This window comes from Microbacterium shimangi (assembly GCF_043556445.1).
Classification (GTDB): domain Bacteria; phylum Actinomycetota; class Actinomycetes; order Actinomycetales; family Microbacteriaceae; genus Microbacterium.
Genome location: NZ_JBIGII010000004.1, coordinates 681,441 through 704,131, shown reverse-complemented (window position 1 = coordinate 704,131; position 22,691 = coordinate 681,441). Strand labels below are relative to the sequence as shown.

Genomic DNA, 22,691 nt, shown 5'->3' with positions numbered 1-22,691 from the left:
CGATCCGCGCGGCGGTTCAGGCCTCGTCTTCGTCGAACCAGGGAACGAGCGTGCCGAGCGGGTCTGCGACATGACCGTCCGCCGTCATGGGCTCGAGACGTAAACAGACACCGGGGGCTTCGTGCGGCGGGGTTTCGGCTTCTTCGATGGTGACAAGATACCGTCCGTTCGCCAGGTCGATCCACGGGGTGTAGGACTCCACAGCCGACTCGTCCGCGTACTGGGCGGCCATGGTGAGCTGCGAGTAGTCGCACAACCAGACGCGCCCACGGGTGACCGTCAGAACAGCGCGGAATGAACGGATGACACTAGGACTCGTTCGAAACGAATCGCGGAGTTCAACGCAAAGCACGGTCGAGAGGCCGGCCGGCAGGCTTAGAGCCCCATGATGTCAGCCCGTCGGGGGATGGTTAGCCGGGCGGGTGGAGTGTAGGGGTCTAGCTTCGCCTTAGGGCAGCGCCAGGTCGTTGATATGCCGGATCCGAGCGAGTGGTGACAGCGCGACCCACGCGATGGTCACGAGACATAACCCCGCGCCCAGTCCGAGGGCTGCGCGGGTGCCTAGCCATTCGCCAGCGAGCCCGCCCGCGAGCGCGCCGAGTGAGATGGTCCCGTAGGTGACAGTTCGCATTGACGCGTTCACGCGGCCGAGCAACCCGTGCGGAGTGCGGAGCTGCCGGATCGTGACGAGTAACACGCTGGACACCCCTGTCCCGGCCCCGTTCAGTGCCCACACGCCCGCGAGCACAGCGATGATGGCCGGCGTACCCCAGGCCGCGTCTACCAGCGGAATGACGCAGAGCACACTGCACTCCACGACGGCGCACGCGAGGAGGAGGTGGCCGGCGCGGAACCGGCGCGTGAGGGCAGGAGTCAGCGCCGCGGCCGCAAGCGCCCCGGTGGCCCCGAGTGAGAACACCAGCCCGATCTGGCCGGCGTTGAGCCCGAGTTCTCGGATGCTGTGGAGCGTGAAGAGCACGACGATCCACTGGGAGAAAGGGTTGTAGAGCGCGGAGAATCCGACGTTCGCGACGAGGTACCCGTCGCGCAGCACGTAGGTGATGCCGTCGCGCAGATCACTCATGAATCCGCCGCGGGTGCCGTCGGTGCGGTGCGGCGGATCGGGTGCTTGTTCTGGGGTGCGGATGGTCGTTGTTGCGATGCCGGACACCGCGAATCCGATGGTGCTCGCGAGCAGAGTGATGGGCGCTCCGAGCCATTGGGCCAGAAGGCCCGCGATGCCGGGGCCCCCTATTTCGACGCCCGATGCGGTGGCCTGTAGCCGCGAGTTGGCGCCTTCCAGCGCTCTCGTGGGTACAAGCGATGGCACGACCGATTGATAGCAGACCTCGTACAGCACGGCGAAGGCGCCGAGGGCAGTCACGAGCACGAGTAGCAACGGCAGGCTGAGGCCGCCGAGCAGAGCCGTCACGACCACCCCGAGCATGAGCGCAGCGCGTGACCACTGGCTCAGCACAATGAGGCCCCGCCGGCGACGCCGATCGGCCAGCACCCCGAGCGGCAGGGCGAGCAAGAGGAAGGGGAGCCACTGAGCGAGCCCGATCAACCCCAGGTCGGCGGCCGAGGCGCCGAGCACGGTGATCGCGACGAGGGGTACCGCCAGCTCGCGAATCTGCTCACCCGTCAGCGACGTCGCCTGTGCCAGCCAGAAGCGACGAAAGTCCCCCTTCCATAGAGGGATAATGCGTGATTGCCGTCTCATGCGTTACAGCTTCGCACATTCCACTAACGCCTTCACCCGCAATCGTCCATTAGGATCAGAACATGGCCGGCGCACGGGGTGATGGGGCTCGACACCCTTTCTCGTCCATCGCCGGGCACCCTGCCCTCGACGCGGTGAACACCGTTCACTGGCGACTGAGCGCCGACCGGTGGGATGACCGGCTCGAAGAGTTCAGCGATCTCCTCGCGTGGTCCTCCCAGTTCGGATTCGTGGATGACCGAGCGGTAGCGCACCTGGAAGGTCTCGCCCAAGCCGACCCGGAGCTCGCCGCGAGGGAGCTCACTCAAGTGCGCACGCTGCGAGAGGGGCTGTACGTCGCGGCGTACCAGCCTGAGCAGCCGGGCGCCGAACTTGTTACTTCCGAGTACGCCGAGGCGATCGCCGCAGGACGGCTCGAGCTGTGCTCCGCTGACGAGAATGCGCCGCGACAATGGCACTTCGATATCGACCTGTCCCTGCCCCGCCGTCGCCTTGCCCTCGCGGCTGTCGACCTTCTCACCCAGACTGACCCCAGGGCGCTCGGCCAATGCGCCGACGAAGAATGCGGTTGGGTGTTCGTCGACACCTCACCCCGCAGCAACCGCCGCTGGTGTGTAGCCACCGACTGCGGCAACCGCAATCGGGTGCGACGTCACAATGAGCGGGTTCGCCAGACGTCTCTATCGGAGTGAGAGCGGCGGGTCAGTACGCGATATTGACGGGGAGGAAGCCGATGAAGGTCACCGTGCTGGGAGTGCCGAGCAGCGCGGCGGCACTTACGGCACGAATTTCCTCGTTGCCGATCGCTGTACGAACGACCGTCCGAGTTCGACAGCTCAGCGCTGCCTACTCCGCGTTCGCGCCGTGAGCCGTGGGCACAAGCCGATCCTCAGACGCGACGGATCGCACGAGGCGGCGGGTTCGCACTCCTCGCCGTTGTGCCTCTCTGTGCCGGTCGCCGTTGGCGAGAGAATCAAATGAGACTTGGTGGACAACGGAGAGGCCGGAGATGCGTAGCGAAGAGCCGATACCGGGAAACCCTTGGCCGCACGACATGCAGATCGCTGTCGATGCGCCGTACGAACTCATTTATCTCCTCTTCGTTCGGTATGGATGGCGCCTGGACCTCGCCGAACTTCCCAACGTAGATCCGGTCCCGGCGAAAGGCACATCACAGCGACCGGCGGCGATCGATCCGGCAGAAGCGGCAGCACGGTGGCACCGCGAGTGGTCTCGCGCCTTGACGCGATTCGAGCCGCTTGATCGCATAGTGCGCGAACCAGACGAGGAGACTGCCCGCCTACTTCGCGAGCTGCCCGATGACCGGCTCGCACAAGCTTTCTCTACGATGCCGTCGGCGTTCTGGGCGGAGGGGACCGATCGTGACGCTTTCAACAGTTGGTCCGAGAGCTTGCGCGACGACCATTCCCTACCGCTTGCGGAGCGACCGGAGCGCCTCTGTCTCGATGCCCTGGTGCCGGCGTGGCGAACCGGGCTGACGACGGTCATTCAGCTGCCGTACGCCGGCCATTTTGCCGAGCGATTGAACGCCGCCACCCTGATCGTCTCGCGCGTGACACGCCACAACCCGAGTCTGTACCGACAGGCACTCGGAATCCCCTCACCGGGCTGACACATTCGGCAGGTGTCACTGCCGAATGACGTTCCTGCTGTCCGGTATGCGATTCTCTACCGCCAATAGCATCTGAGATGCCTCCGCGAAGCCGCGAAGCGGCTGGAGGTCAGCGACCAACGTGGCTGATCAGCCGGCGGCCCGTTCGTCGGTTGAGGGATCTCCCACGTGTATCCCACGCGACCGCGACTGCAATCCCCAGGAACGCAGAAAACCCCCGGTAAGCCGAGGGTTTCGTTCTGTGGGCGATACTGGGATCGAACCAGTGACCTCTTCCGTGTCAGGGAAGCGCGCTACCGCTGCGCCAATCGCCCGAGTACTGCTGCCGGTCGGGACCGGGAGTGGAGGTGGCGACGGGATTCGAACCCGTGTAAACGGCTTTGCAGGCCGGTGCCTAGCCGCTCGGCCACGCCACCATGTGTGGTTCGACCCACATGTTGCAGCTGCCCTCCGGATTTCTCCGAAAGATAACCACTTCACTCGAGCGGATGACGAGATTCGAACTCGCGACCCTAACCTTGGCAAGGTTATGCGCTACCACTGCGCCACATCCGCATGTCCCTGGTTGCCCCGGGCACTCGTACGACTTTAGCTCATCCTGAGCGCGTCAACAAACTGAGCCGAGCTCCGCGTGTCGACCCTGCGTGCGTCCGTCGCGACCCCCTCGATCCGGTACGATCGATGATGCCCTCAGGGGTATCAGGGCGATTGGCGCAGTTGGTAGCGCGCTTCCTTCACACGGAAGAGGTCGTGGGTTCAAGTCCCGCATCGCCCACCACATATTCGTCCGACACCGCGACCCAGACGGCCCCGACTGATTCCGAATGACCGAAGTTCAGCCCAGGAACGCGTTCGGGTCGAACTCGCCGATCGGGATGACGCGGATGCGAGGCAACGGCGCATCGAAGACGCGCGCGTCGTATTCCAGATCGAACCGTTCGAGGTGCGCGATCCCGTTGAAATCGGAGTTGCGGAACTCCGAGAAGGCCGCGAGCCCGACGCGTCGACCCTCTTCGATGAGGGCGGAGAGATCTTCCAGGAAGTCGCCGTCGTGGCTCACCAGCATCACGTCTGCGTCGCGGGCGCGGAGAGCCCGCAAGGTCTTCAGGATCGCGATGTCGACGACTTTCTGGTCGGCGTCACCCGAGAGCGGGACGACGACGAAGTCCATCGCTTTCAGCGCCTGTACGAACGACATGGGGATGCCCGAGGAGGCATTGAGGAAGAACATCCCGCGTGCGTTCTGCGACCACGTGCGGGCTGCGAACGAGACGAGGCGATCCCACCGAGGCCTCTCGTCGGGCTGCGGGCGACGGTTCAAGATCGATGTACCCAGGGTCGCATCGATGTTCTCGCCATCGACGAGCACCCAGGTCGTCCGGCCGCTGTCACCGCTCATTTGTCTCCCCCTGGCGGGCCGTGGAGCCCTCCGCTGATCCTACGGGTGGCACGGCGGCGCCGAGCTTAGGACGGACTCGACCATCCGTAACGTGAGGCGAGGACGCTCGCTACCCGGGTGAACGCCCGGCGATCGAGGGCAGACGCTTCACGACGCAGGCCCTTGTCGTGCACGCTGTACACCTGCGACACATCGACCCAAGACGGCCGGTGGCGCGCATCCCACTCCCCCGTTCCGATCGCAACGAAGTCCGAATCGCGGTCGTGCGCCGTGCTGGTCAACCGCAGTGCATACACCCGGTCGGTGCTCTGACGTGCGATGACGAGCACGGGGCGATCTTTGCCGCGGCCGTCGTTCTCTGCGTACGGAACCCAGGTCCAGACGATCTCGCCGGCATCGGGGTCACCGTCGCGCATGGGCGCGTAGGCCATGGTGAGGCTTCGCGCAGAAGGAGCCGACACGGCTGTCGTCGCCGTCCGACCGCTGCGGCCCGGACCGTCGGAACCGGGCTCCACCCGGGCCGGCGGCGGAGAGGGGCGCAGGGCGCGTGCGATGGCAGAACCGAAACGGCGGAGAAGACTCACGCCGTCACCCTACGGGTCGGCGCCGGGCACGAGAAAGGCGCCGCGGGTCGAAACCCGCGGCGCCTCTCAGATCACTGCGTGGAGGTCAGGCCTTGCCGTCGGCGAGGACGTAGCCCTCTTCGCCGTGCACGATGGTGTCGATGCCGGCGATCTCGTCTTCGTTCTTCACGCGGAAGCCGATCGTCTTCTCGATTGCGAGACCGATCAGGTAGGCGATGGTGAACGAGTAGATGAGCACCGCGAAGGCAGCGATCGCCTGTGCGAGCAGCTGCGTTCCGTCGCCACCCATGAACAGGCCGGTGTCGCGGGCGAAGAAGCCGAGGTACAGCGTTCCGATGAGACCACCGACGAGGTGGATGCCCACGACGTCGAGCGAGTCGTCGAAGCCGAGCTTGAACTTCAGCTCGATCGCCAGGGCGCACACGGCACCGGCGACGAGGCCGAGGACGACGGCCCAGATCGGGTCGAGCGAGCCGCAGGCCGGGGTGATGGCGACGAGACCGGCGACGGCTCCCGAAGCGGCACCGACGGAGGTCGGCTTGCCGTCTTTGATCTTCTCGACGATCAGCCACGCGAGCAGAGCGGCTGCGGGAGCGGCGATCGTGTTGACGAACGCGAGGGCGGCTGTGCCGTCAGCGGCGAGCTCGGAGCCCGCGTTGAAGCCGAACCAGCCGAACCACAGCAGGCCGGCGCCGAGGAGCACGAACGGCGGGTTGTGGGGAACGTGAACGCCCTTCTGGAAGCCGACGCGCTTGCCGAGCACCAGGGCGAGCGCGAGCGCCGCCGCACCGGCGTTGATGTGCACCGCGGTACCACCGGCGAAGTCGATCGCGCCGACGCCGAGCCACTCCTGCAGGCCGTAGGTGACCCAGCCGCCGTAGGCGAAGCCGCCCTCTTCGGCGAGGCCGAAGTTGAAGACCCAGCTCGCGACGGGGAAGTAGACGACGGTCGCCCAGATGCCGGCGAAGATCATCCACGAGCCGAACTTGGCCCGGTCTGCGATGGCGCCCGAGACGAGGGCGACGGTGATGATGGCGAAGGTCGCCTGGAAGGCGACGAAGGCGAGGGGCGGGTAAGCCGCGTCTTCGGGCGTGACCATGGAGGTCATCAGCCCGAGGTCATCGAAGTTGATCGCCCACGGTGCGACGAGGCCCTCGGCGGCGGGGAACGCGATGGCGTACCCGTAGAGAACCCAGAGGACACCGATCAGACCCAGCGCGCCGAAGCTCATCATCATCATGCTGATGACGCTCTTCGCCTTGACCAGGCCGCCGTAGAAGAATGCGAGCCCAGGCGTCATCAGAAGGACGAGTGCCGCGCATATCAGGATGAATGCTGTGTTGCCTTGATCCATCTCGAAGGAACCTCTCTGCAGGGACGCAGGTGTAGCGTCGGGTCCCCCCAGTGTCGTCACCGCCCGTTACCGACGCCCCCCGAGTCGTGTTTCAGTCACGTTACGTCGGGCACTGCGAGGTAAACATCGTGTTTCGTGCCGCCGCGAGGTCGCAACGAAAGCACTCGGATAACTGGCGTCACGCCTGGGTGAGCGCCACCAGACGCGACACGGCGCGCAGATACTTCTTGCGGTACCCGCCGAGCAGCATCTCGTCGCCGAAGACGGCGCTGAGCGTGGTGCCGGTGGCGTGGATCGGGATCTGCGCGTCGTAGGCACGGTCGACGAAGGCCACGAGCCGCAGTGCGGCGGACTGGTCGACGAGGGTGTGGACGCCCCGCAGGCCGATCGCGTCGACGCCCTCGATGAGGCGGATGAACCGAGACGGGTGGATGCGTGCCAGGTGGGCGACGAGGTCGTCGAATCCGTCGTCGGATGCGACGCCGACGCGGGAAGCGGTCGACACCGCCTCGGCGTACTCCGCATCCGTCAACACCCTCGCTTCACCGTCGACCGCTCGCTGACGGTAGTCGGTGCCGTCGATGCGGAGCGTCTCGAAGCTCGCCGACATGGCATGGATCTCGCGAAGGAAGTCCTGCGCGGCGAAGCGTCCTTCTCCCAGGGCGTTCGGCGGTGTGTTCGAGGTCGCGGCCAACCGGGTGCCCGAGGCCACCAGTTCGCCGAGTAGTCGGGTCATCACCATCGTGTCGCCGGGATCGTCGAGCTCGAACTCGTCGATGCACAGCAGATCGGCCCCGCGGAACAGCTCGACGGTCTTCTGGTAACCGGTCGCCCCGACGAGCGCCGTGTACTCGATGAACGACCCGAAGTATTTCCGGCGTGCGGGCATCGCGTGGAAGATCGCCGCGAGCAGGTGCGTCTTGCCGACGCCGAACCCGCCGTCGAGGTAGACGCCCGGTTTCGTCTCGGGCTCCTTCTTCGCCCGACGGAAGAAGCCGCCTCGAGCAGCGGATGCTGCGGGGAGCGCGAAGGCGGTGAGCCGCTCCTTCGCATCCTCCTGGGAGGGATACGCCGGGTCGGCCCGGTACGAGTCGAAGGTGGCGTCGTCGAACTGGGGCGGTGGCACGAGCGACGCGACCATTTCGGCGCCCGATACCGAGGGATCGCGCTCGATGAGGCGGACGATTCCGGTGGTGGCGGGTGCGGCGGTCATTCGGCCATCCTGTGTCGCAGTCTTACGCATCGGGTGCACGCGTGCCCCGGCCCGCTTAGGGTCGACAGGGCGGTGTCCACCCTACGCCGTCGCTCTGCCGTCCCGACCCGAGGAGCCCGCGTTGACCATCGAGTTCGACACCACGTCCGCCAAGTTCGCCGAGTACTCCGAACCGGGGCGCCTCGTCACCGGCGAGTGGCTCCAGGAGCGACTCGGACAGCCCGGGCTCGTCGTCGTCGAGTCGGACGAAGACGTGCTGCTCTACGAGACCGGCCACATCCCCGGTGCGGTGAAGGTCGACTGGCACACCGAACTCAACGACCCCGTGGTCCGCGACTACGTCGACGGCGCGGGCTTCGCCGAGCTGCTCAGCCGCAAGGGCATCTCGCGCGAGGACACCGTCGTCATCTACGGCGATAAGAACAACTGGTGGGCCGCCTACGCCCTGTGGGTCTTCTCCCTCTTCGGGCACGAAGACGTCCGACTCCTCGACGGGGGGCGCGACAAGTGGATCGGTGAAGGCCGGCCCCTCACGACGGATGCTTCGGACATCACGGCGACCGAGTACCCCGTCGTCGAGCGCGACGACAGCAAGATCCGCGCATACAAGGACGACGTGCTCGCGCACCTGGGTCACCCGCTCATCGACGTGCGCTCCCCCGAGGAGTACTCGGGCGAGCGCACCACCGCACCGGCGTACCCCGACGAGGGCGCGCTGCGAGCCGGCCACATCCCCACCGCGCAGAACGTGCCGTGGGCGAAGGCCGTGGCAGAAGACGGCGGTTTCAAATCGCGCGCCGAACTCGACGCGATCTACCGCGAGGGCGCGGGTCTCGCCGACGGCGAGCCCATCGTCGCCTACTGCCGGATCGGTGAGCGGTCGAGCCACACCTGGTTCGTGTTGAAGCATCTGCTGGGGTTCGACGACGTCCGCAACTACGACGGGTCGTGGACCGAGTGGGGCAGCGCGGTGCGCGTTCCGATCGTCGCGGGCACCGAGCCCGGCGTGCGCTGAAGCCGAACACCGGCCGGCGGGCGGCAGGCGTGGGAGAATATCGAGGGTGACCGAGACCCTTCTTCCCGACGCTCTGCGTGAAATCCGCGAGGAGTTCCTCGAGCTCGCCGAGCCGGAACGCCTGCAGCTGCTCTTGGAGTTCTCACAGGACCTTCCCGCGGTGCCGCCCGAGTACGACGGGCACCCGGAGATGTGCGAGCGGGTCGCCGAGTGCCAATCGCCGGTGTACATCGTCGTCGATGTCGACGGGGAGGGCCGTGTCGCGATGCACGCGACGGCACCCGCCGAGGCTCCGACGACACGCGGTTTCGCCAGCATTCTCGTGCAGGGCCTCACCGGGCTCACCGCCGAAGAGGTGCTGGCGGTGCCCGACGACTACCCGCAGAGCATCGGCCTCATGCGCGCGGTCAGTCCGCTGCGGATCGCCGGTATGACCGGAATGCTCATGAGGGCGAAGCGTCAGGTACGAGCCAAGAGCGCCTGATCGTGCGTGTTTCGGAGGTGCTCCCGGCGACCGGGGTGTCGCACGATCCCACGACCGACGAGGGGCGCGCATGGCTCGCCTCGGTGTACGCCCGAAGCGAGCCCGCGTATGTGCGGCTGAACATGATCACGACGGTGACCGGGGCGGCCGCCGGTACCGACGGGACGAGCGAAACCCTTTCGAGCCGCGTCGACCGCCAGATTCTCGGCGTCATCCGCGCGGCGGCAGATGTCGTGGTCGTTGGCGCCGCGACCGTGCGCGCGGAGGGGTATCTCCTCCCCCGGGCCGCCCGGCTCGCGGTCGTGACAGTGACCGGTGACCTCAGCGGTCACCGCTTCGACGACGGGGGCGCGTCGCTTCTTCTGGTGTGCCCCGCTGACCGCGCCGACGAGGTGCGCGCACGTGCAGCCCTTCCCGCGGCCCAGATCGTGCCGGTGCCGGGGGGCGATGATCTCGAGCCGGCAGAGATCATCGCGCAACTCGCCGCGCTCGGGTTGCGGCGCCTCGTGTGCGAAGGGGGTCCGACCCTTGCCGGCCGGTTCGCCTCGGCGGGGGTGATCGACGAGTACTGCGTCACTGTCGCTCCGGTGCTGGAGCCCGCCGCGCGTTCATTCCTGCCGCTCCCCGCGGGCGCTTCTCCCCACACCGAACCGGCGGGAATGCTCGTCGACGACGCGGCCTTCAGCTACCTTCGGCTGCGTTCTCGTTCGTGAGGCCGTGACGGCGCAACCAATCGGTGATGGTGCGCGTCCAGCGGTCCTGGTCGTAGTTCCACAGCTTGGTGTGGCGGGCCACCGCGAAAGCGTCGAGCTCGACGAGGTCGGGTCGAGCCTCCGCCAGCGCGTGCGAAGCATCGGAGGGCACGAATCCGTCGTCATCGCTGTGGAGGATGAGGATCGGGCGCTTCAACTCCGCCGCGCGGGCGACGCCGTCGAGCCGATCGAAGGGAATCGCCTGTCCGGTGCCCGTCACGGGTGAGGCCCAGTCCGACCCGAGCGCGCCGATCGCCAGCTGAGTGACCTGCTTCGGCAGGTGAAGCATCCGTGCCTGGTAATCGAGCACGACCCGCCAGTCGATGACCGGCGATTCGAGGATCATGCCGACGAGGAGCTCTTGGTGCGGCGACGACAGCTCGACCTGCAGGGCGACCGCCCCGCCCATCGACCACCCCATCACGATGACCCGACGTGCGCCGGCGCGACGGGCGTAGCCGATCGCGGCGTCGACGTCACGCCATTCGGTCGCACCGAGGGCATACGTCCCCGCCCGGCTTCGCGGGGCCTCACCGTCATTGCGGTAGGAGACCAGGATCGACGTGATCCCGAGCTTGCGGAAGACCGGCACCGCCCGTAGCGGCTCCGAACGTGTGCTTCCACGGCCGTGCACCTGAACGACCCAGATGTCGGTCTCGTGCTCTGCCGGAAACACCCAGGCGGGGCACGGCCCGACGGAACTGCCGATCAGCTCGCTGCGGAAGGGTATGTGGAGGTCTTCGGGGCGATCGAAGTACCAGCCGCTGAACGCCGCATCAGGGGCCAGTTGCTCCCCCGCCCCGACGTGGGTCAAGAGCTTGCGCGTGACCGACGCCTCGTCGGACGACAGCACGGGCCCCAGCTTCACGTAGGCCTTCGAGCCCGTCGTGAACAGGCCGTATCGACCGGGCAGCTCGGTGTCGGGAGTGCGCGCGAGCGTGACCGTCTGAGCGGCCGTGTCGAGATCGACGATGCGGGTGTCGGTCGATCGCGCCGCGGGAGTGACCACGCGACGAGCCATGCTGACCGCGATAGCGCCGACCACCGTGGTGACGGTTGCTCCGACGATCGCTGCGAGACCGATCGCTGCGCCGAGCGCACCGACGTGGAATGGAGAGCCGCCGTTGGCCGCGGCGCGCCTGGACCCGTTCATCGAGGCCTCACTCTAGCCTGTGGGGGTGACCGACGTTCGTCCTCCCGAGGCGTTGACGCCGTTCGCGCGGGCTGTCGACGAGCTGCGTTCGACGATGTTCCGCGATGATCTGCTCGTGCGCGAAATCCCCGCACCGACGGGTCTCGCGCCAGAAGCCCTCGCGCTCGCCGCCGACGTCCGCCCCGATGACCCGGGGGTGGATTCGCCCTACGGTATCGGGCGGTTCATCCTGCTCCATGACCCCGACGAGCCAGACCCCTGGGGCGCGCCATGGCGGATCGTCTGCTTCGCCCAAGCTCCGCTCGAGACCGAGATCGGCTCAGACCCGTTGCTGGCCGACGTCGCGTGGTCGTGGCTGGTCGATGCGCTCGCCTCGCGCGATGCGCCGCATCACTCCGCCTCGGGAACGGCAACCAAGACCCTGTCGAAGGGCTTCGGCTCGCTCGCCGCGCAGGGCGACGGGGCGCAGATCGAATTGCGGGCATCATGGTCTCCGGAAGGATCTTTCGGTGCACACGTGGAGGCGTGGGCCGAACTCGTCTGCATGCTCGCAGGCCTCCCCCCGGGAACCGAGGGGATCGCCACGCTCGGAGCCCGGAGGGCAGCCCGTGACTGAATACGTCGTGATCGAAGACGACGCAGCGCTCGCCGTGGCGGCCGAGGCGCTCGCGGTGGCCGAGGGCCCCGTCGCCGTCGACGTCGAACGCGCGTCGGGATTCCGCTACTCCCAGCGCGCCTATCTCATCCAGGTCTTCCGGCGGGGCGCGGGGGTCTTCCTCTTCGATCCGGCGACGATCGAGGACTTCACTCTCCTGCAGGCCGCGATCGGCGACGAGGAGTGGGTGTTCCACGCCGCGAGCCAAGACCTGCCATCGCTGCGCGAACGTTTTCTCGAGCCGACCAAGATCTTCGACACCGAGCTCGCCGCCCGCATCCTCGGCCACGAGCGCGTCGGTCTCGGCGCCGTCGTCGAGTCGACGCTCGGAATCACCCTGGCGAAGGCCCACTCGGCCGCCGACTGGTCGACGCGCCCCTTGCCGCAGTCGTGGTTGGAGTACGCCGCGCTCGATGTCGAGCACCTCGTCGATGTACGCGACGCGCTCGCCGCGCAGCTCATCGAGCAGGAGAAGACCGACATCGCCGCCCAGGAGTTCGCCGCCGTACTCGAGCGGCTTCCGAAACCACCCCGCGACGATCCCTGGCGGCGCCTCAGCGGCCTTCACACGGTGCGGGGTCGCCGCTCGCTGGCGGTCGCGCGAGCTCTCTGGCAAGCCCGCGAGGAGTACGCCCGTGAGCAGGACGTCTCTCCGGGCCGCCTCGTCCCCGACCGCTCGCTGATCGCCGCGGTGATCGCTGATCCGCAGACGAAGCAGGCTCTCGCGGCGCTGAAGGAGTTCAACGGGCGAGCCAGCCGCACCCAGCTCGACCGGTGGTGGAACGCGATCCAAGAGGGCCGCGCCACCGAAGAACTGCCGAACGACCGCGTCCCCTCCGACGCGCTGCCGCCGCCGCGCGCGTGGGCCGATCGCAACCCGGCCGCGGATGCACGCCTGAAAGCGGCCAGGCCCGTCGTGGAAGAGCGCGCGGAGTCGCTCGGCATGCCGACCGAGAACCTGCTGACGCCCGAGACGCTGCGTCGCCTCGCCTGGACTCCGCCCGAACCCCTCGACCTGAAATCCGTCGCGGCGGCGCTCGAGGAACTGGGCGCGAGGCCCTGGCAGATTGCGCACACTGCACAGCTGATCGTCGATGCCTTTGTCGATTCCGTCAACGGCCCCGCCGAGGTCGTCGCCGACGCTTCGTAGGTTCGACCCAACCGATTCCGGTCGCCCCGACCCCCTCCCTAGGCTGGTGTGATCCCTAGTTTTGGAGGCAGAGTGGCCGAGCTCTCGGACGTCTTTTTCGTCGATGGAATGCGCACACCTTTCGGGCGTGCCGGTGAGAAGGGCATGTACTGGAATACCCGCGCCGACGACCTGGTCGTCAAGGCGATCATCGGGCTCATGGAGCGCAACGGCGCGGTTCCGAAAGACCGCATCGACGACGTGGCCATCGCCGCCACCTCGCAGACGGGAGACCAGGGTCTGACCCTCGGCCGCACCGCAGCGATACTCGCGGGATTGCCGATGTCGGTGCCGGGTCTCGCCATCGACCGCATGTGCGCGGGCGCGATGACCAGCGTCACGACGATGGGTGCGTCCATCGGTTTCGGCATGTACGACCTGGCCCTCGCCGGGGGCGTGGAGCACATGGGGCGCCACCCCATCGGGGCGAACGCCGACCCGAACCCTCGGTTCGTCGCCGAGAAGCTCGTCGACCCGGGCGCCCTGAACATGGGCGTCACTGCCGAGCGCATCCACGATCGCTTCCCGCATCTCACCAGAGAGCGAGCCGACCGATTCGGCATGCTGAGCCAGCACAAGGCGCAGGCCGCTTTCGAGGCGGGCAAGTTCCAGCCCGATCTCGTCTCGGTAGCGGTGAAAGACGCCGAAGGAGCCTGGGGGCTTGCCAGCGAGGATGAAGGCCGTCGGCCCGAGACCACTCTCGAAGGTCTCGCTTCGTTGAAGACCCCTTTCCGTCCGCACGGGCGGGTGACCGCGGGCACTTCGTCTCCCCTGACCGACGGCGCGACCGTGAGCCTCCTCGCGGGTGGCGCGGCCGTGAAAGAACTCGGCCTCACCCCGAAGATGCGCATGGTGTCGTTCGCCTTCGCCGGCGTCGAACCCGAGATCATGGGCATCGGCCCGATCCCGGCCACCGAGAAGGCCCTTCGCAAGGCCGGCCTCTCGATCGACGACATCGGTCTGTTCGAGCTCAACGAGGCTTTCGCCATCCAGGTGCTTTCGCTGCTCGACCACTTCGGCATCGCCGACGACGACCCGCGGGTGAATCCCTGGGGCGGCGCCATCGCTCTGGGGCACCCTTTGGCAGCATCCGGTGTGCGGTTGATGATCCAGTTGGCGGCGCACTTCGCCGAGCGGCCCGACGTGAGGTACGGCCTGACGGCCATGTGCGTCGGTCTCGGTCAGGGCGGCACGGTCATCTGGGAGAACCCGCACTACTCCGGCAAGAAGCGCAAGTGAGGGCGGCCATGACGAACTACGACGAGATCGACTTCACACCCCTCGATGCCCTCGCGGGCGACGAAGTGGTCACGCACTCCCGCGTTCGCGACGTGAGGCTGCCCTCGGGCAATGTCCTGGCGCTGATCACCCTCGACAACGGGCGCGACCACACCCGGCCCAACACCCTCGGGCCCGGCACACTGAAGGAGTTGGGCGAAACCCTCGCCGCGCTGAAGCAGCGGGCCGCAGATGGTGAGATCCACGCGGTCGGAATCACCGGCAAGCAGTACATCCTCGCCGCCGGGGCCGACCTCTCGCAGGTCACGAAGTTGCCCTCCGCAGACATCGCTCTGCTGATCGTCCAACGTGGCCATCAGGTGCTCGGCTCGCTTTCCGAACTCGGCGTACCGTCGTTCGCCTTCGTCAACGGACTCGCCCTCGGAGGCGGGGTCGAGATCGCGCTGAACTCGACCTACCGGACGGTGGATGCTTCGGCCGCCGCCATCGCGCTTCCCGAGGTGTTCCTCGGTCTCATTCCCGGCTGGGGCGGCGCCTACCTCCTGCCCAACCTCATCGGTATCGAGAACGCCCTCGAGGTCGTCATCTCGAACCCCTTGAAGCAGAACCGCACGTTGAAACCCCGACAGGCCTTCGAGCTCGGGATGGTCGACGCGATCTTCCCCGCCTCGAACTACCTCGAAGACTCGCTGCGTTGGGCAGACGGTGTTCTCACCGGTCGGGTCAAGGTCGATCGCAAGAACGAGCCGGGCCGGATCGAGCGCCTGACGAAGTGGCCGATCGCGATCAAGATGGCGCGCAACATGCTCGAGAGTCGGATCGGCACCGTGCCGCGGTCGCCGTACGTCGCGCTCGACCTGCTCGACAAGGCCAAGTCGGGCACGAAGGCAGAAGCCTTCGAGCGCGAAGATGCCGCCCTCGCCGAGCTCATCAGCGGCGACCAGTTCGCCGCATCCATGTATGCCTTCGATCTCATCCAGAAGCGCGCGAAGCGCCCGGTCGGGGCGCCCGACAAGGGTCTCGCGAAGAAGGTCACGAAGGTCGGAATCATCGGGGCAGGGCTGATGGCCAGCCAGTTCGCGCTGTTGTTCGTGCGCAAACTACAGGTGCCGGTTCTGATCACCGACCTCGACCAGGCACGGGTCGACAAGGGCCTCGCGTCGATCCGCGAAGAAATCGGCAAGCTCGAAGCGAAGGGGCGACTCGACGGCGACACGGCCAACCGGTTGCGGGCTCTGGTGCACGGCACGACCGACAAGAGCGAGTTCGCTGACTGCGACTTCGTCATCGAGGCGGTCTTCGAAGAAGTCGGTGTGAAGCAGCAGGTTTTCGCCGAGGTCGAGCCGCTCCTCGCCGACGACGCCATTCTCGCGACGAACACCTCGTCGCTCTCGGTCGAAGAGATCGGCGCGAAGCTGGCCCATCCTGAGCGCCTCGTCGGGTTCCACTTCTTCAACCCCGTCGCGGTCATGCCGCTGATCGAGATCGTTGGAACGGCGGCGGTGACGGATGCTGCTCTGTCGACCGCGTTCGTGGTGGCGAAGAACCTCGGCAAGAACGCGATCCTGACCGCGGACGCACCGGGGTTCGTGGTGAACCGTCTGCTCGCCAAGGTCATGGGCGAAGCAGCGCGAGCCGTGTACGAAGGCACGCCGCTGATGACGGTCGAGAAGGCGTTCGCCCCGCTCGGCCTGCCGATGACTCCCTTCCAGCTGATCGACCTGGTCGGGTGGAAGGTCGCCGCGCACGTCCAAGACACCATGGCAGCGGCCTTTCCGGAACGGTTCTTCGCGTCGGCGAACTTCCATGAGCTGGCCGAGTTGCCCGAGGTCGTCGAGAAAGACAAGAGCGGCCGGGTCACCGGTTGGACGAAGGCCGCCCAGAAGGTGCTCGAGGTCGGTTCCGCACCCGCGACCGAGGCGACGATCCTGCGCCGCGTCGAAGACGGACTCGCTCAAGAGATCAAGATCATGCTCGATGAGGGCGTCGTTCCCGAGGTCGAAGACATCGACCTCGGTCTCATTCTCGGCGCCGCGTGGCCGTTCATCGATGGCGGCGCGTCGGCATACCTCGACCGTGAGGGTGCCTCGGAGCGATCGTTCGGCGACACCTTCCATCACCCTCCGGTGCGCGGGGTGGGCGTCTGACGCTCTTTCGACCGCGGTACGAACTGCCCGCTTCCTCTGGGAGGCGGGCAGTTTCGCGTTGTCAGACGTGCAGCGTGGTCCGGCGCTGGGATTGCGCGCGCTGGGCAGCCAGCTGCTCGTCGAACTCCTCGCGCCAGTTTTCGCTCAGGGCGATGTTCTTTCGCTCGGCCTCCTCCGTCGAGAGTTCGACCGGGAACCCGAACGTGTCGGAGAGGACAAACAGCTCGCGCCCGGTGACGCCGGTCTTGGCGAACTGCGAGAGCTGCTTCAAGCCCTTCCGCAGGGTGCGCCGGAAGGACTGCTCCTCTTTCGCCAAGATCTTCTCGACGTACTCGGCGTGCTCACCGACCTCCGGAAAGTGTGCCGCGTAGATGCCCGCGATGGTCGGGATGATCTGCGGGAAGAAGTTCTCTTCGAGACCGAGGTCGAACGCGAACCGCACCGCCCGTCGGATCAATCGACGCATCACGTACCCCTGCGCCTTGTTGCTGGGCGTCACGCCGTCGACGGCGAGGAATGTCGCCCCGCGCAGGTGATCGGCGATGACTCGCATCGAACGCTTCTGATCGTCGTAAGAAGCGCCGGAGAGCTCCTCGAGTCGCTCGATGATCGGCCAGAGCAGCCCGATCCGAAAGACGTCGGGGCTGTCTATCGCGGCAGCGGCGATACGGGCGAGGCCGCCGCCGTAATCCACGTTCCGGCGCGGGAGAGGGGCGAAGCCCTCGGCGGTGCGCTGGTACTCCATGAAGACGGAGTTGCCGAGTTCGATGAATCGACCGCAGTCGCAGTTCTGGTGGCAGTTCGCACCGAAAGCGGGGTCGTGCTCGACCTGCGGGAACATATAGAAGATCTCAGTGTCGGGGCCGCCCGGCTCGCCGAGCGGCATCTCGTCGGCGTTTCCACCCCGACACCACCAGTTCTTCTTGCCGTAGAAGGCGATGCGGGCGCCGTTCGTCCCGACCTCCGCGGCCCGCTCCTCGGTTCCGAGGTCGACCTGGTCGGCGCTGATGCCGGCCTCGACGAACAGGCGAGACCAGATGCCCGCCGAGTCCTCGTCTTTCGGAATCCCGTGACCCGGGTCGCCGCTGAAGCACGAGACGAAGATGCGGTCGGGTACGAGCCCGACCTTCTCGGTCAGAAAAGTCCAGATCTGAGGAATCTGTTCTTCTTTGAAGTACTCGCCGAGACTCCAGTTGCCGAGCATCTCGAAGAATGTGGTGTGGCGGTTGTCCCCCACCTCCTCGATGTCCTGAACACGGAGGCAGGTCTGGCTATCGGCCAACCGCCGACCGCCGGGGTGTTCGGCGCCGAGGAGGTAGGGCAGCAACGGTTGCATCCCGCTGCCGGTGAACAAGGTCGAGGGGTCATCCCGCGGGATGAGGGGAGCGCGGGGGATGATGACGTGACCGCGTTCGGCCATGTAGTCCAGGAATGCCCGGCGTATTTCATCAGCGGTCATGGTCATGGTCATGGTCATTTTCTACACCTCCTCTCCCCCACCGTCGAGGAGTTCCCCGGCCCCGAGCGCTGATGACAGCATCTCGGCCGACACTTGCCGTCCACCTCGACCAGTGGATAAACTCACCCATCTCGGGGGATGCGCACATGAGGCGCCCCGTCAGGTGCGATTCCTGAGTCCTCCACCAGTCGCTCATACCGGTCGCGTGATCTCCGTGCCGGGCGTCCGTCCAGGGGGCTCATTCGGTGTGCTCCGTTGGCCTCGCGGGAGTATGGTTCGCCGTACACCGTCGTGCTCGAAGGTCGGAGTAGGGAGCCCACCATGTGGACGCAGTCGATCGATCCCACAGGTCAGCTGTGGTTGTCCGCCATCATCGCGGTCATCCCGGTGCTGGTGTTCCTGCTCTGCCTGGTGGTCTTCAAACTCAGCGGCATCACGGCCGGCATCATCGCCGTCGTCTTGCAGGTGGTCGTCGCCGTCTGGCCGTTCGGCATGCCCGCGGGCTCGATCGCCGGGGCGGGCCTGCTGGGCGTGCTGACCGCCATTTGGCCGATCGCCTACATCATCGTGACGGCGGTCTGGCTGTACAAGCTCGCCGTCGCCAGCGGTCGATTCGACGTCATCCGCGCCAGCATCTCGGGGATCTCGCCTGACCAGCGCGTGCAGGTGCTGCTGATCAGCTTCTGCTTCGGTGCCTTCCTCGAGGGCGCCGCGGGCTTCGGTGTTCCGATCGCGATCTGCGCGGCCCTTCTCGTGCAGCTGGGATTCGCCCCCATCAAGGCGGCCATGCTCTCGTTGGTCGCGAACGTCGCCGCCGGCGCCTACGGGGCCATCGGCATTCCCGTCATCATCGGCGCCCAGGTCGGAGGCGTGGGTCTCAGCGGCCTCACCCTCGACATGGTGTTGGTGCTGCAGTTGCTGACCTTCGCGGTTCCGTTCATCCTCGTGATGATCCTCGACGGGTGGCGGGGCGTCCGTGAGACGTGGCCCGTCACTCTCGGTGTGAGCGCGGCCTACAGCGCCGCGCAGGCGGGGATCTTGATCTTTCTGGGGCCGGAGCTCGCCGACATCGTCCCGGGCCTGTTCGGCATGGTCGTCATCTTCATGATCGGGCGGGTGTGGCAGCCCCGGCGCATCTACCGCGAAGATGGCGGCGAGGTGCCCGTCGCCGAGAAGCACGACTTCGGCGAGGTCGTCGTGGCGTGGAGCCCCTTCTACATCCTGACCGGCGTGATCTTCGTGTGGAGCATCCCGTGGTTCAAGAGTCTGTTCACCGCTGACGGGCCATTGTCGTGGCTCGTGTTCAGCGTGCCGATCCCGGGAATCACCGGAGTAGTGGTGCCGGCCGGAGCAGATGACCCCGTGACCGCCGCCTGGGCGTTCACGCCGGTGAACGCCACCGGAACCGCGATTCTGGTGGCGGTCCTCGTGACCTTCTGGACGACACCGCAGTTGAGATCGCGCGACCTGATCGCGCAGTTGCGAGTGACGATTCACGACCTCTGGCGGCCGATCATCCTCATCGCGCTGATTCTCGTGGTGGCGAACGTCGCGAACTACTCGGGAGGGTCGGCGAGCATAGGCAACGCTTTGGCTGCGGTGGGACTCCTCTTCCCTCTCTTCGCGCCCATCATCGGCTGGTTCGGGGTCTTCATCACCGGCTCGGTCGTGAACAACAACACCCTCTTCGCGCATCTGCAGACGGTCACCGCAGAGAAGATCGGCGTCGACCCGACGCTGCTGGTCGCCGCGAACACCGCGGGGGGAACAGTGGCCAAGGTGGTCTCCCCGCAGTCCATCGCGATCGCCGCGGGGGCGGTGGGTCTCACCGGTCGCGAGGGCGAGATCCTGCGGGCCTCGATGAAGTACAGCCTCGGGATGCTCGCGTTCGTGTGCGTGTGGGTGTTCCTTCTCTCCCTGGTACTCCCTCACGCCGCGTGATGCTCATCCTCCGGCCTACGATCCCGGAGTGCACCCCGGCGGCTCGGAGTTGCCGCTGATCGCGAAGTCGTCGCAGGTCAGGAAGCGTGCCTGGTTCAGGCCGAGCAAGAACGAGACGATCACCACGGCGGCGATGACGCCCGCGATCAACCATCCCGTGCGGCGCCCGGTGGTGCGCGTGATGTCGGGCCACATGATCTGCACGAGTACCCAGAGCGTGAACGGCACTCCGACGAGCACCACTGCGAGCGCCGCCAGGTCGAGGAGGGCGACGCCGAGGTCAGCGGTGTCGTCGTCGACCACGAAATTGAGCACGAGCCAGAGAGAAGGAAGAAGCAGCACGAACGCGCGCGCGAGCCGGGCACCGACCGGACGCCGCTCGACGAGCACGAAGACGAATGCAGCTGTCGATGCCGCCCATACGGCGAGGATGTCGTCGAAGAAGATCTCACCCCATGCCCCGACGGTGAAGGCCGGCCACCAGATGATCACGGCGATCCCGACCAGGATCACTCCCACGGGGACGTCTCGTGCTCGTCGCTCACCTGATGGGGGCAGGGCGGAGGCGTTCGGTGTCTCGCTCACACACGCACGCTAATGCTTCGAAGTTCTCCCGGCGATCCCTATTCTGAGACGCATGAGTGAGTCGCAGCGCGTCGGCACCCCCGGAGTGGCCTCGACGAAGGCGCAGCGGTCGCGCGCAGCATCCGTTCTGACACGACTGCCGGCGACCCTGACACTGGTCGCCGTGGTCTTGATCGTGGGAGTCATCGGGCAGGGGCTGTGGAGTCCGACACCGCAGCAACCTTGGTGGGACTCCGTCGCCTACGGCCTGCCCGCGTTGGAGCAGGGGCGCTGGTGGACACCGCTGAGCGGAACCTTCTTCGTCGTGTCGCCGTGGGCCTACGTCCCCACGATCGCGTCGTTCTTCTGGGTCGGTGTGCTCGAATGGCAGCGGGGCGCCAGGGTCACGCTGGCGTACTTCGTCAGTGGCCAGCTCGTTGCGGTCCTCGCGACGGCGCTCTTCCTCTTCTTTGCAAGCATGGCTCCGTGGCCGTGGGCCGTGAACCTCGCGGGCATGCTCGACGTCGGGCCGTCGGGGGGAACCATGGCCTGCTTCGCCGCTTGTGTCGGCCTCTTCGCGTCGCCCTGGCGCCAGCGCGGCTGGATCGTCGTCGTCGGACTGACAGCCCTCGGTGTTCTTTTCATCGGTGGTCTCGCCGACCTGGAGCACGCGTTCGCGGTGATCTTCGTCCTCGCCCTGACTCGCTCGTTCCGCATCCGACTCGCGAGTGTGCGCGAACGGCGGCTCCTGGCGTTCGCCGTCAGCCTCGCACTCGGTGTGATCCAGATCATCACGCAGATCGTGCCGACCAACGGCCCCTTCGGTCCCACCTCCGCGCTCGACGGATCGTGGGTCGAGGTCACGGTAGACGTCGTCGTCATTCTCCTGGTGACGAACGGGCTGCGTATCGGGCGCCGCTGGGCGTGGGTGCTCTCGGCGATCTGGGCGGCGGTGAACACGCTGATCGCGGCGTTCTACCTCACGCTGTCGTTGATCTTCCCCGTCGATGTTCCCCTCGAGTGGGGTGACACCGACGTGACGCTCGCGACGTCGACGCTGTGGCTGGCCTTCGGCGTGTACCTCCTCAGTACCCGCAAGGCGTTCGGCACGCACCGGCGCCGCGCGCTCGGAGCGCAGAAGACGCGCCGGGCTCCTGCCGCGCCGACGCCCGCCGACGCGCGCGCCCTCATCAAGACAGACGGTGGTGGCACGCTCTCCTGGATGTCGACGTGGGAGGGAATGGAATATCTCCGCACCTCTGCGGGCATCGTGCCCTACCAGCATCACCTCGGGGTTGCCGTCGCTCTGGCGGATCCGCTCGGACCGCCGGCGGGAGCTGCGGACAGCGTGACGGAGTTCATTCGTGCCGCCGAGGGAGCGGGGCTCATCCCCTGTTTCTTCAGCTCCAGTCAGGTCGTCCGCGACGTTCTGCCGAAGGGATGGCGCGCGCTCGTCATCGCCGACGACACCATCGTCGACCTGCCGGGGCTGGCCTTCACGGGCAAGCCGTGGGCGCACGTGCGGTCGGCGCTCAATCGCGGCGAGCGGGAGGGCGTCACGTTCCGCATGACCACCCTCGGAGAGGAGACCTGGGGGATCAAACAGCAGCTCCGGGCGATCTCGGAATCCTGGGTGGGAGACAAGGGCTTGCCCGAGATGAAGTTCACCCTGGGAACGCTCCAGGAGGCCGCCGACCCCGAGGTACGGCTCGCGCTCGCCATTTCGGCTGCGGGCGACGTCGACGGCTTCCTCAGCTGGTTGCCCATCTACGGCGCCGACGGGGCGCACCGCGGGTGGACCCTCGACCTCATGAGGCGTCGCGACGACGGATTCGCCGGGGTCATGGAGTACCTCATCGGCTCGTCAGCCCGCACCTTCGCCGAAGAGGGCGCGCAGATCCTGTCGCTCTCGGGCGCACCGCTGGCTCATGAGGCTGCAGACGACGAAGGGAGGATCGCCCAACTGCTTGCCCAGCTCAGCGGCATCCTCGAACCGGTCTACGGATTCAAGTCTCTGCATCGCTTCAAACAGAAGTTCAACCCGCGCTACGAATTGATCTACCTGCTGTATCGCGATGAGGGCGACCTGGCACGCATCGGCCCAGCGCTCGTGCGGGCATTCCTGCCCGACGCGACGCTTCGGCAGTACGCCGCAGCCGGGGTGGACATGCTCCGCGGAGACTGAAC

General features: G+C 66.8%; 20 protein-coding genes and 4 tRNA genes. 12 read left to right on the top strand and 12 right to left on the bottom strand.

Going from position 1 to position 22,691, the window contains the following annotated elements; translation table 11 throughout:
• Window positions 1-16 precede the first annotated feature (16 nt).
• Window positions 17-232 carry a hypothetical protein gene (locus ACFXQA_RS10305; RefSeq protein WP_394519730.1) on the bottom strand — a complete coding sequence of 72 codons (216 nt, stop codon included), beginning with the start codon at window positions 230-232 and terminating at the stop codon, window positions 17-19.
• Window positions 233-448: 216 nt separating this feature from the next.
• Window positions 449-1,723, bottom strand: a complete 1,275-nt coding sequence (locus ACFXQA_RS10300; RefSeq protein WP_394519729.1) for an MFS transporter — start codon at window positions 1,721-1,723, stop codon at window positions 449-451.
• Between the two features lie 62 nt (window positions 1,724-1,785).
• Here ACFXQA_RS10300 and ACFXQA_RS10295 point away from each other — a divergent pair, with 62 nt between their 5' ends.
• Both ACFXQA_RS10295 and ACFXQA_RS10290 read left to right on the top strand, forming a co-directional pair.
• Window positions 1,786-2,415, top strand: a complete 630-nt coding sequence (locus tag ACFXQA_RS10295; protein ID WP_394519728.1) for a CGNR zinc finger domain-containing protein — start codon at window positions 1,786-1,788, stop codon at window positions 2,413-2,415.
• Between the two features lie 362 nt (window positions 2,416-2,777).
• Window positions 2,778-3,356: a hypothetical protein gene (locus tag ACFXQA_RS10290; RefSeq protein ID WP_394519727.1), complete on the top strand. Its 579-nt coding sequence runs from the start codon at window positions 2,778-2,780 to the stop codon at window positions 3,354-3,356.
• A gap of 242 nt (window positions 3,357-3,598) precedes the next feature.
• Here ACFXQA_RS10290 and ACFXQA_RS10285 read toward each other — a convergent pair.
• The 3 genes from ACFXQA_RS10285 to ACFXQA_RS10275 form a co-directional block, all read right to left on the bottom strand.
• A tRNA-Val gene (locus ACFXQA_RS10285) sits at window positions 3,599-3,670 on the bottom strand.
• A gap of 28 nt (window positions 3,671-3,698) precedes the next feature.
• A tRNA-Cys gene (locus tag ACFXQA_RS10280) sits at window positions 3,699-3,772 on the bottom strand.
• A 67-nt stretch (window positions 3,773-3,839) separates the two neighbouring features.
• Window positions 3,840-3,911, bottom strand: a tRNA-Gly gene (locus ACFXQA_RS10275).
• 147 nt (window positions 3,912-4,058) lie between these two features.
• Here ACFXQA_RS10275 and ACFXQA_RS10270 point away from each other — a divergent pair.
• A tRNA-Val gene (locus ACFXQA_RS10270) sits at window positions 4,059-4,134 on the top strand.
• 57 nt (window positions 4,135-4,191) lie between these two features.
• Here ACFXQA_RS10270 and ACFXQA_RS10265 read toward each other — a convergent pair.
• The 4 genes from ACFXQA_RS10265 to zapE form a co-directional block, all read right to left on the bottom strand.
• The gene (locus ACFXQA_RS10265; RefSeq protein ID WP_394519726.1) at window positions 4,192-4,755 is read right to left on the bottom strand and encodes an NYN domain-containing protein; all 564 of its coding nucleotides are present in this window, start codon (window positions 4,753-4,755) and stop codon (window positions 4,192-4,194) included.
• A 65-nt stretch (window positions 4,756-4,820) separates the two neighbouring features.
• Entirely contained in the window at window positions 4,821-5,339 is a 519-nt protein-coding gene (locus tag ACFXQA_RS10260) for a type II toxin-antitoxin system PemK/MazF family toxin (RefSeq protein WP_394519725.1), read from the bottom strand.
• 85 nt (window positions 5,340-5,424) lie between these two features.
• Complete coding sequence (locus tag ACFXQA_RS10255) at window positions 5,425-6,693, bottom strand: ammonium transporter (protein ID WP_394519724.1); 1,269 nt, start codon at window positions 6,691-6,693, stop codon at window positions 5,425-5,427.
• Between the two features lie 178 nt (window positions 6,694-6,871).
• Window positions 6,872-7,906: a cell division protein ZapE gene (zapE, locus tag ACFXQA_RS10250; RefSeq protein WP_394519723.1), complete on the bottom strand. Its 1,035-nt coding sequence runs from the start codon at window positions 7,904-7,906 to the stop codon at window positions 6,872-6,874.
• 121 nt (window positions 7,907-8,027) lie between these two features.
• On the opposite strand from zapE, the gene ACFXQA_RS10245 reads away from it, so the two are divergent.
• Genes ACFXQA_RS10245 through ACFXQA_RS10235 form a run of 3 tightly spaced genes read left to right on the top strand, consistent with a single transcriptional unit; the run spans window position 8,028 to window position 10,118 of the window.
• The gene (locus ACFXQA_RS10245; protein WP_394519722.1) at window positions 8,028-8,921 is read left to right on the top strand and encodes a sulfurtransferase; all 894 of its coding nucleotides are present in this window, start codon (window positions 8,028-8,030) and stop codon (window positions 8,919-8,921) included.
• A gap of 46 nt (window positions 8,922-8,967) precedes the next feature.
• Window positions 8,968-9,405, top strand: a complete 438-nt coding sequence (locus ACFXQA_RS10240; protein ID WP_394519721.1) for a SufE family protein — start codon at window positions 8,968-8,970, stop codon at window positions 9,403-9,405.
• Between the two features lie 2 nt (window positions 9,406-9,407).
• A complete protein-coding gene (locus tag ACFXQA_RS10235; RefSeq protein ID WP_394519720.1) occupies window positions 9,408-10,118 on the top strand; it encodes a dihydrofolate reductase family protein in 711 nt (236 codons plus the stop codon).
• On the opposite strand, the gene ACFXQA_RS10230 is transcribed toward ACFXQA_RS10235, so the two are convergent.
• Window positions 10,087-11,310, bottom strand: a complete 1,224-nt coding sequence (locus tag ACFXQA_RS10230) for an alpha/beta hydrolase family protein (RefSeq protein ID WP_394519719.1) — start codon at window positions 11,308-11,310, stop codon at window positions 10,087-10,089. The genes ACFXQA_RS10235 and ACFXQA_RS10230 overlap by 32 nt on opposite strands.
• Window positions 11,311-11,335: 25 nt before the next feature.
• Between ACFXQA_RS10230 and ACFXQA_RS10225 the strand changes: the two genes are divergently transcribed.
• From ACFXQA_RS10225 to ACFXQA_RS10210, 4 genes are all read left to right on the top strand, one after another.
• The gene (locus tag ACFXQA_RS10225) at window positions 11,336-11,926 is read left to right on the top strand and encodes a DUF3000 family protein (protein WP_394519718.1); all 591 of its coding nucleotides are present in this window, start codon (window positions 11,336-11,338) and stop codon (window positions 11,924-11,926) included.
• Window positions 11,919-13,115 carry a ribonuclease D gene (locus ACFXQA_RS10220; RefSeq protein ID WP_394519717.1) on the top strand — a complete coding sequence of 399 codons (1,197 nt, stop codon included), beginning with the start codon at window positions 11,919-11,921 and terminating at the stop codon, window positions 13,113-13,115. The genes ACFXQA_RS10225 and ACFXQA_RS10220 overlap by 8 nt, the downstream gene beginning before the upstream one ends.
• A gap of 72 nt (window positions 13,116-13,187) precedes the next feature.
• Window positions 13,188-14,393: a thiolase family protein gene (locus ACFXQA_RS10215; RefSeq protein WP_394519716.1), complete on the top strand. Its 1,206-nt coding sequence runs from the start codon at window positions 13,188-13,190 to the stop codon at window positions 14,391-14,393.
• A gap of 8 nt (window positions 14,394-14,401) precedes the next feature.
• A complete protein-coding gene (locus tag ACFXQA_RS10210) occupies window positions 14,402-16,540 on the top strand; it encodes a 3-hydroxyacyl-CoA dehydrogenase NAD-binding domain-containing protein (protein ID WP_394519715.1) in 2,139 nt (712 codons plus the stop codon).
• Window positions 16,541-16,601: 61 nt separating this feature from the next.
• Here ACFXQA_RS10210 and ACFXQA_RS10205 read toward each other — a convergent pair whose 3' ends face one another.
• Window positions 16,602-18,011, bottom strand: coding sequence for an alanine--tRNA ligase-related protein (locus tag ACFXQA_RS10205; RefSeq protein WP_394519714.1), 1,410 nt, complete (start codon window positions 18,009-18,011; stop codon window positions 16,602-16,604).
• Window positions 18,012-18,320: 309 nt separating this feature from the next.
• Between ACFXQA_RS10205 and ACFXQA_RS10200 the strand changes: the two genes are divergently transcribed.
• Window positions 18,321-19,940: an L-lactate permease gene (locus ACFXQA_RS10200; protein WP_394519713.1), complete on the top strand. Its 1,620-nt coding sequence runs from the start codon at window positions 18,321-18,323 to the stop codon at window positions 19,938-19,940.
• A gap of 15 nt (window positions 19,941-19,955) precedes the next feature.
• Here the strand turns inward: ACFXQA_RS10200 and ACFXQA_RS10195 are convergent, their stop codons facing one another.
• Window positions 19,956-20,525: a hypothetical protein gene (locus tag ACFXQA_RS10195; RefSeq protein WP_394519712.1), complete on the bottom strand. Its 570-nt coding sequence runs from the start codon at window positions 20,523-20,525 to the stop codon at window positions 19,956-19,958.
• 52 nt (window positions 20,526-20,577) lie between these two features.
• Between ACFXQA_RS10195 and ACFXQA_RS10190 the strand changes: the two genes are divergently transcribed.
• Complete coding sequence (locus tag ACFXQA_RS10190; protein WP_394519711.1) at window positions 20,578-22,689, top strand: bifunctional lysylphosphatidylglycerol flippase/synthetase MprF; 2,112 nt, start codon at window positions 20,578-20,580, stop codon at window positions 22,687-22,689.
• Window positions 22,690-22,691 lie beyond the last annotated feature (2 nt).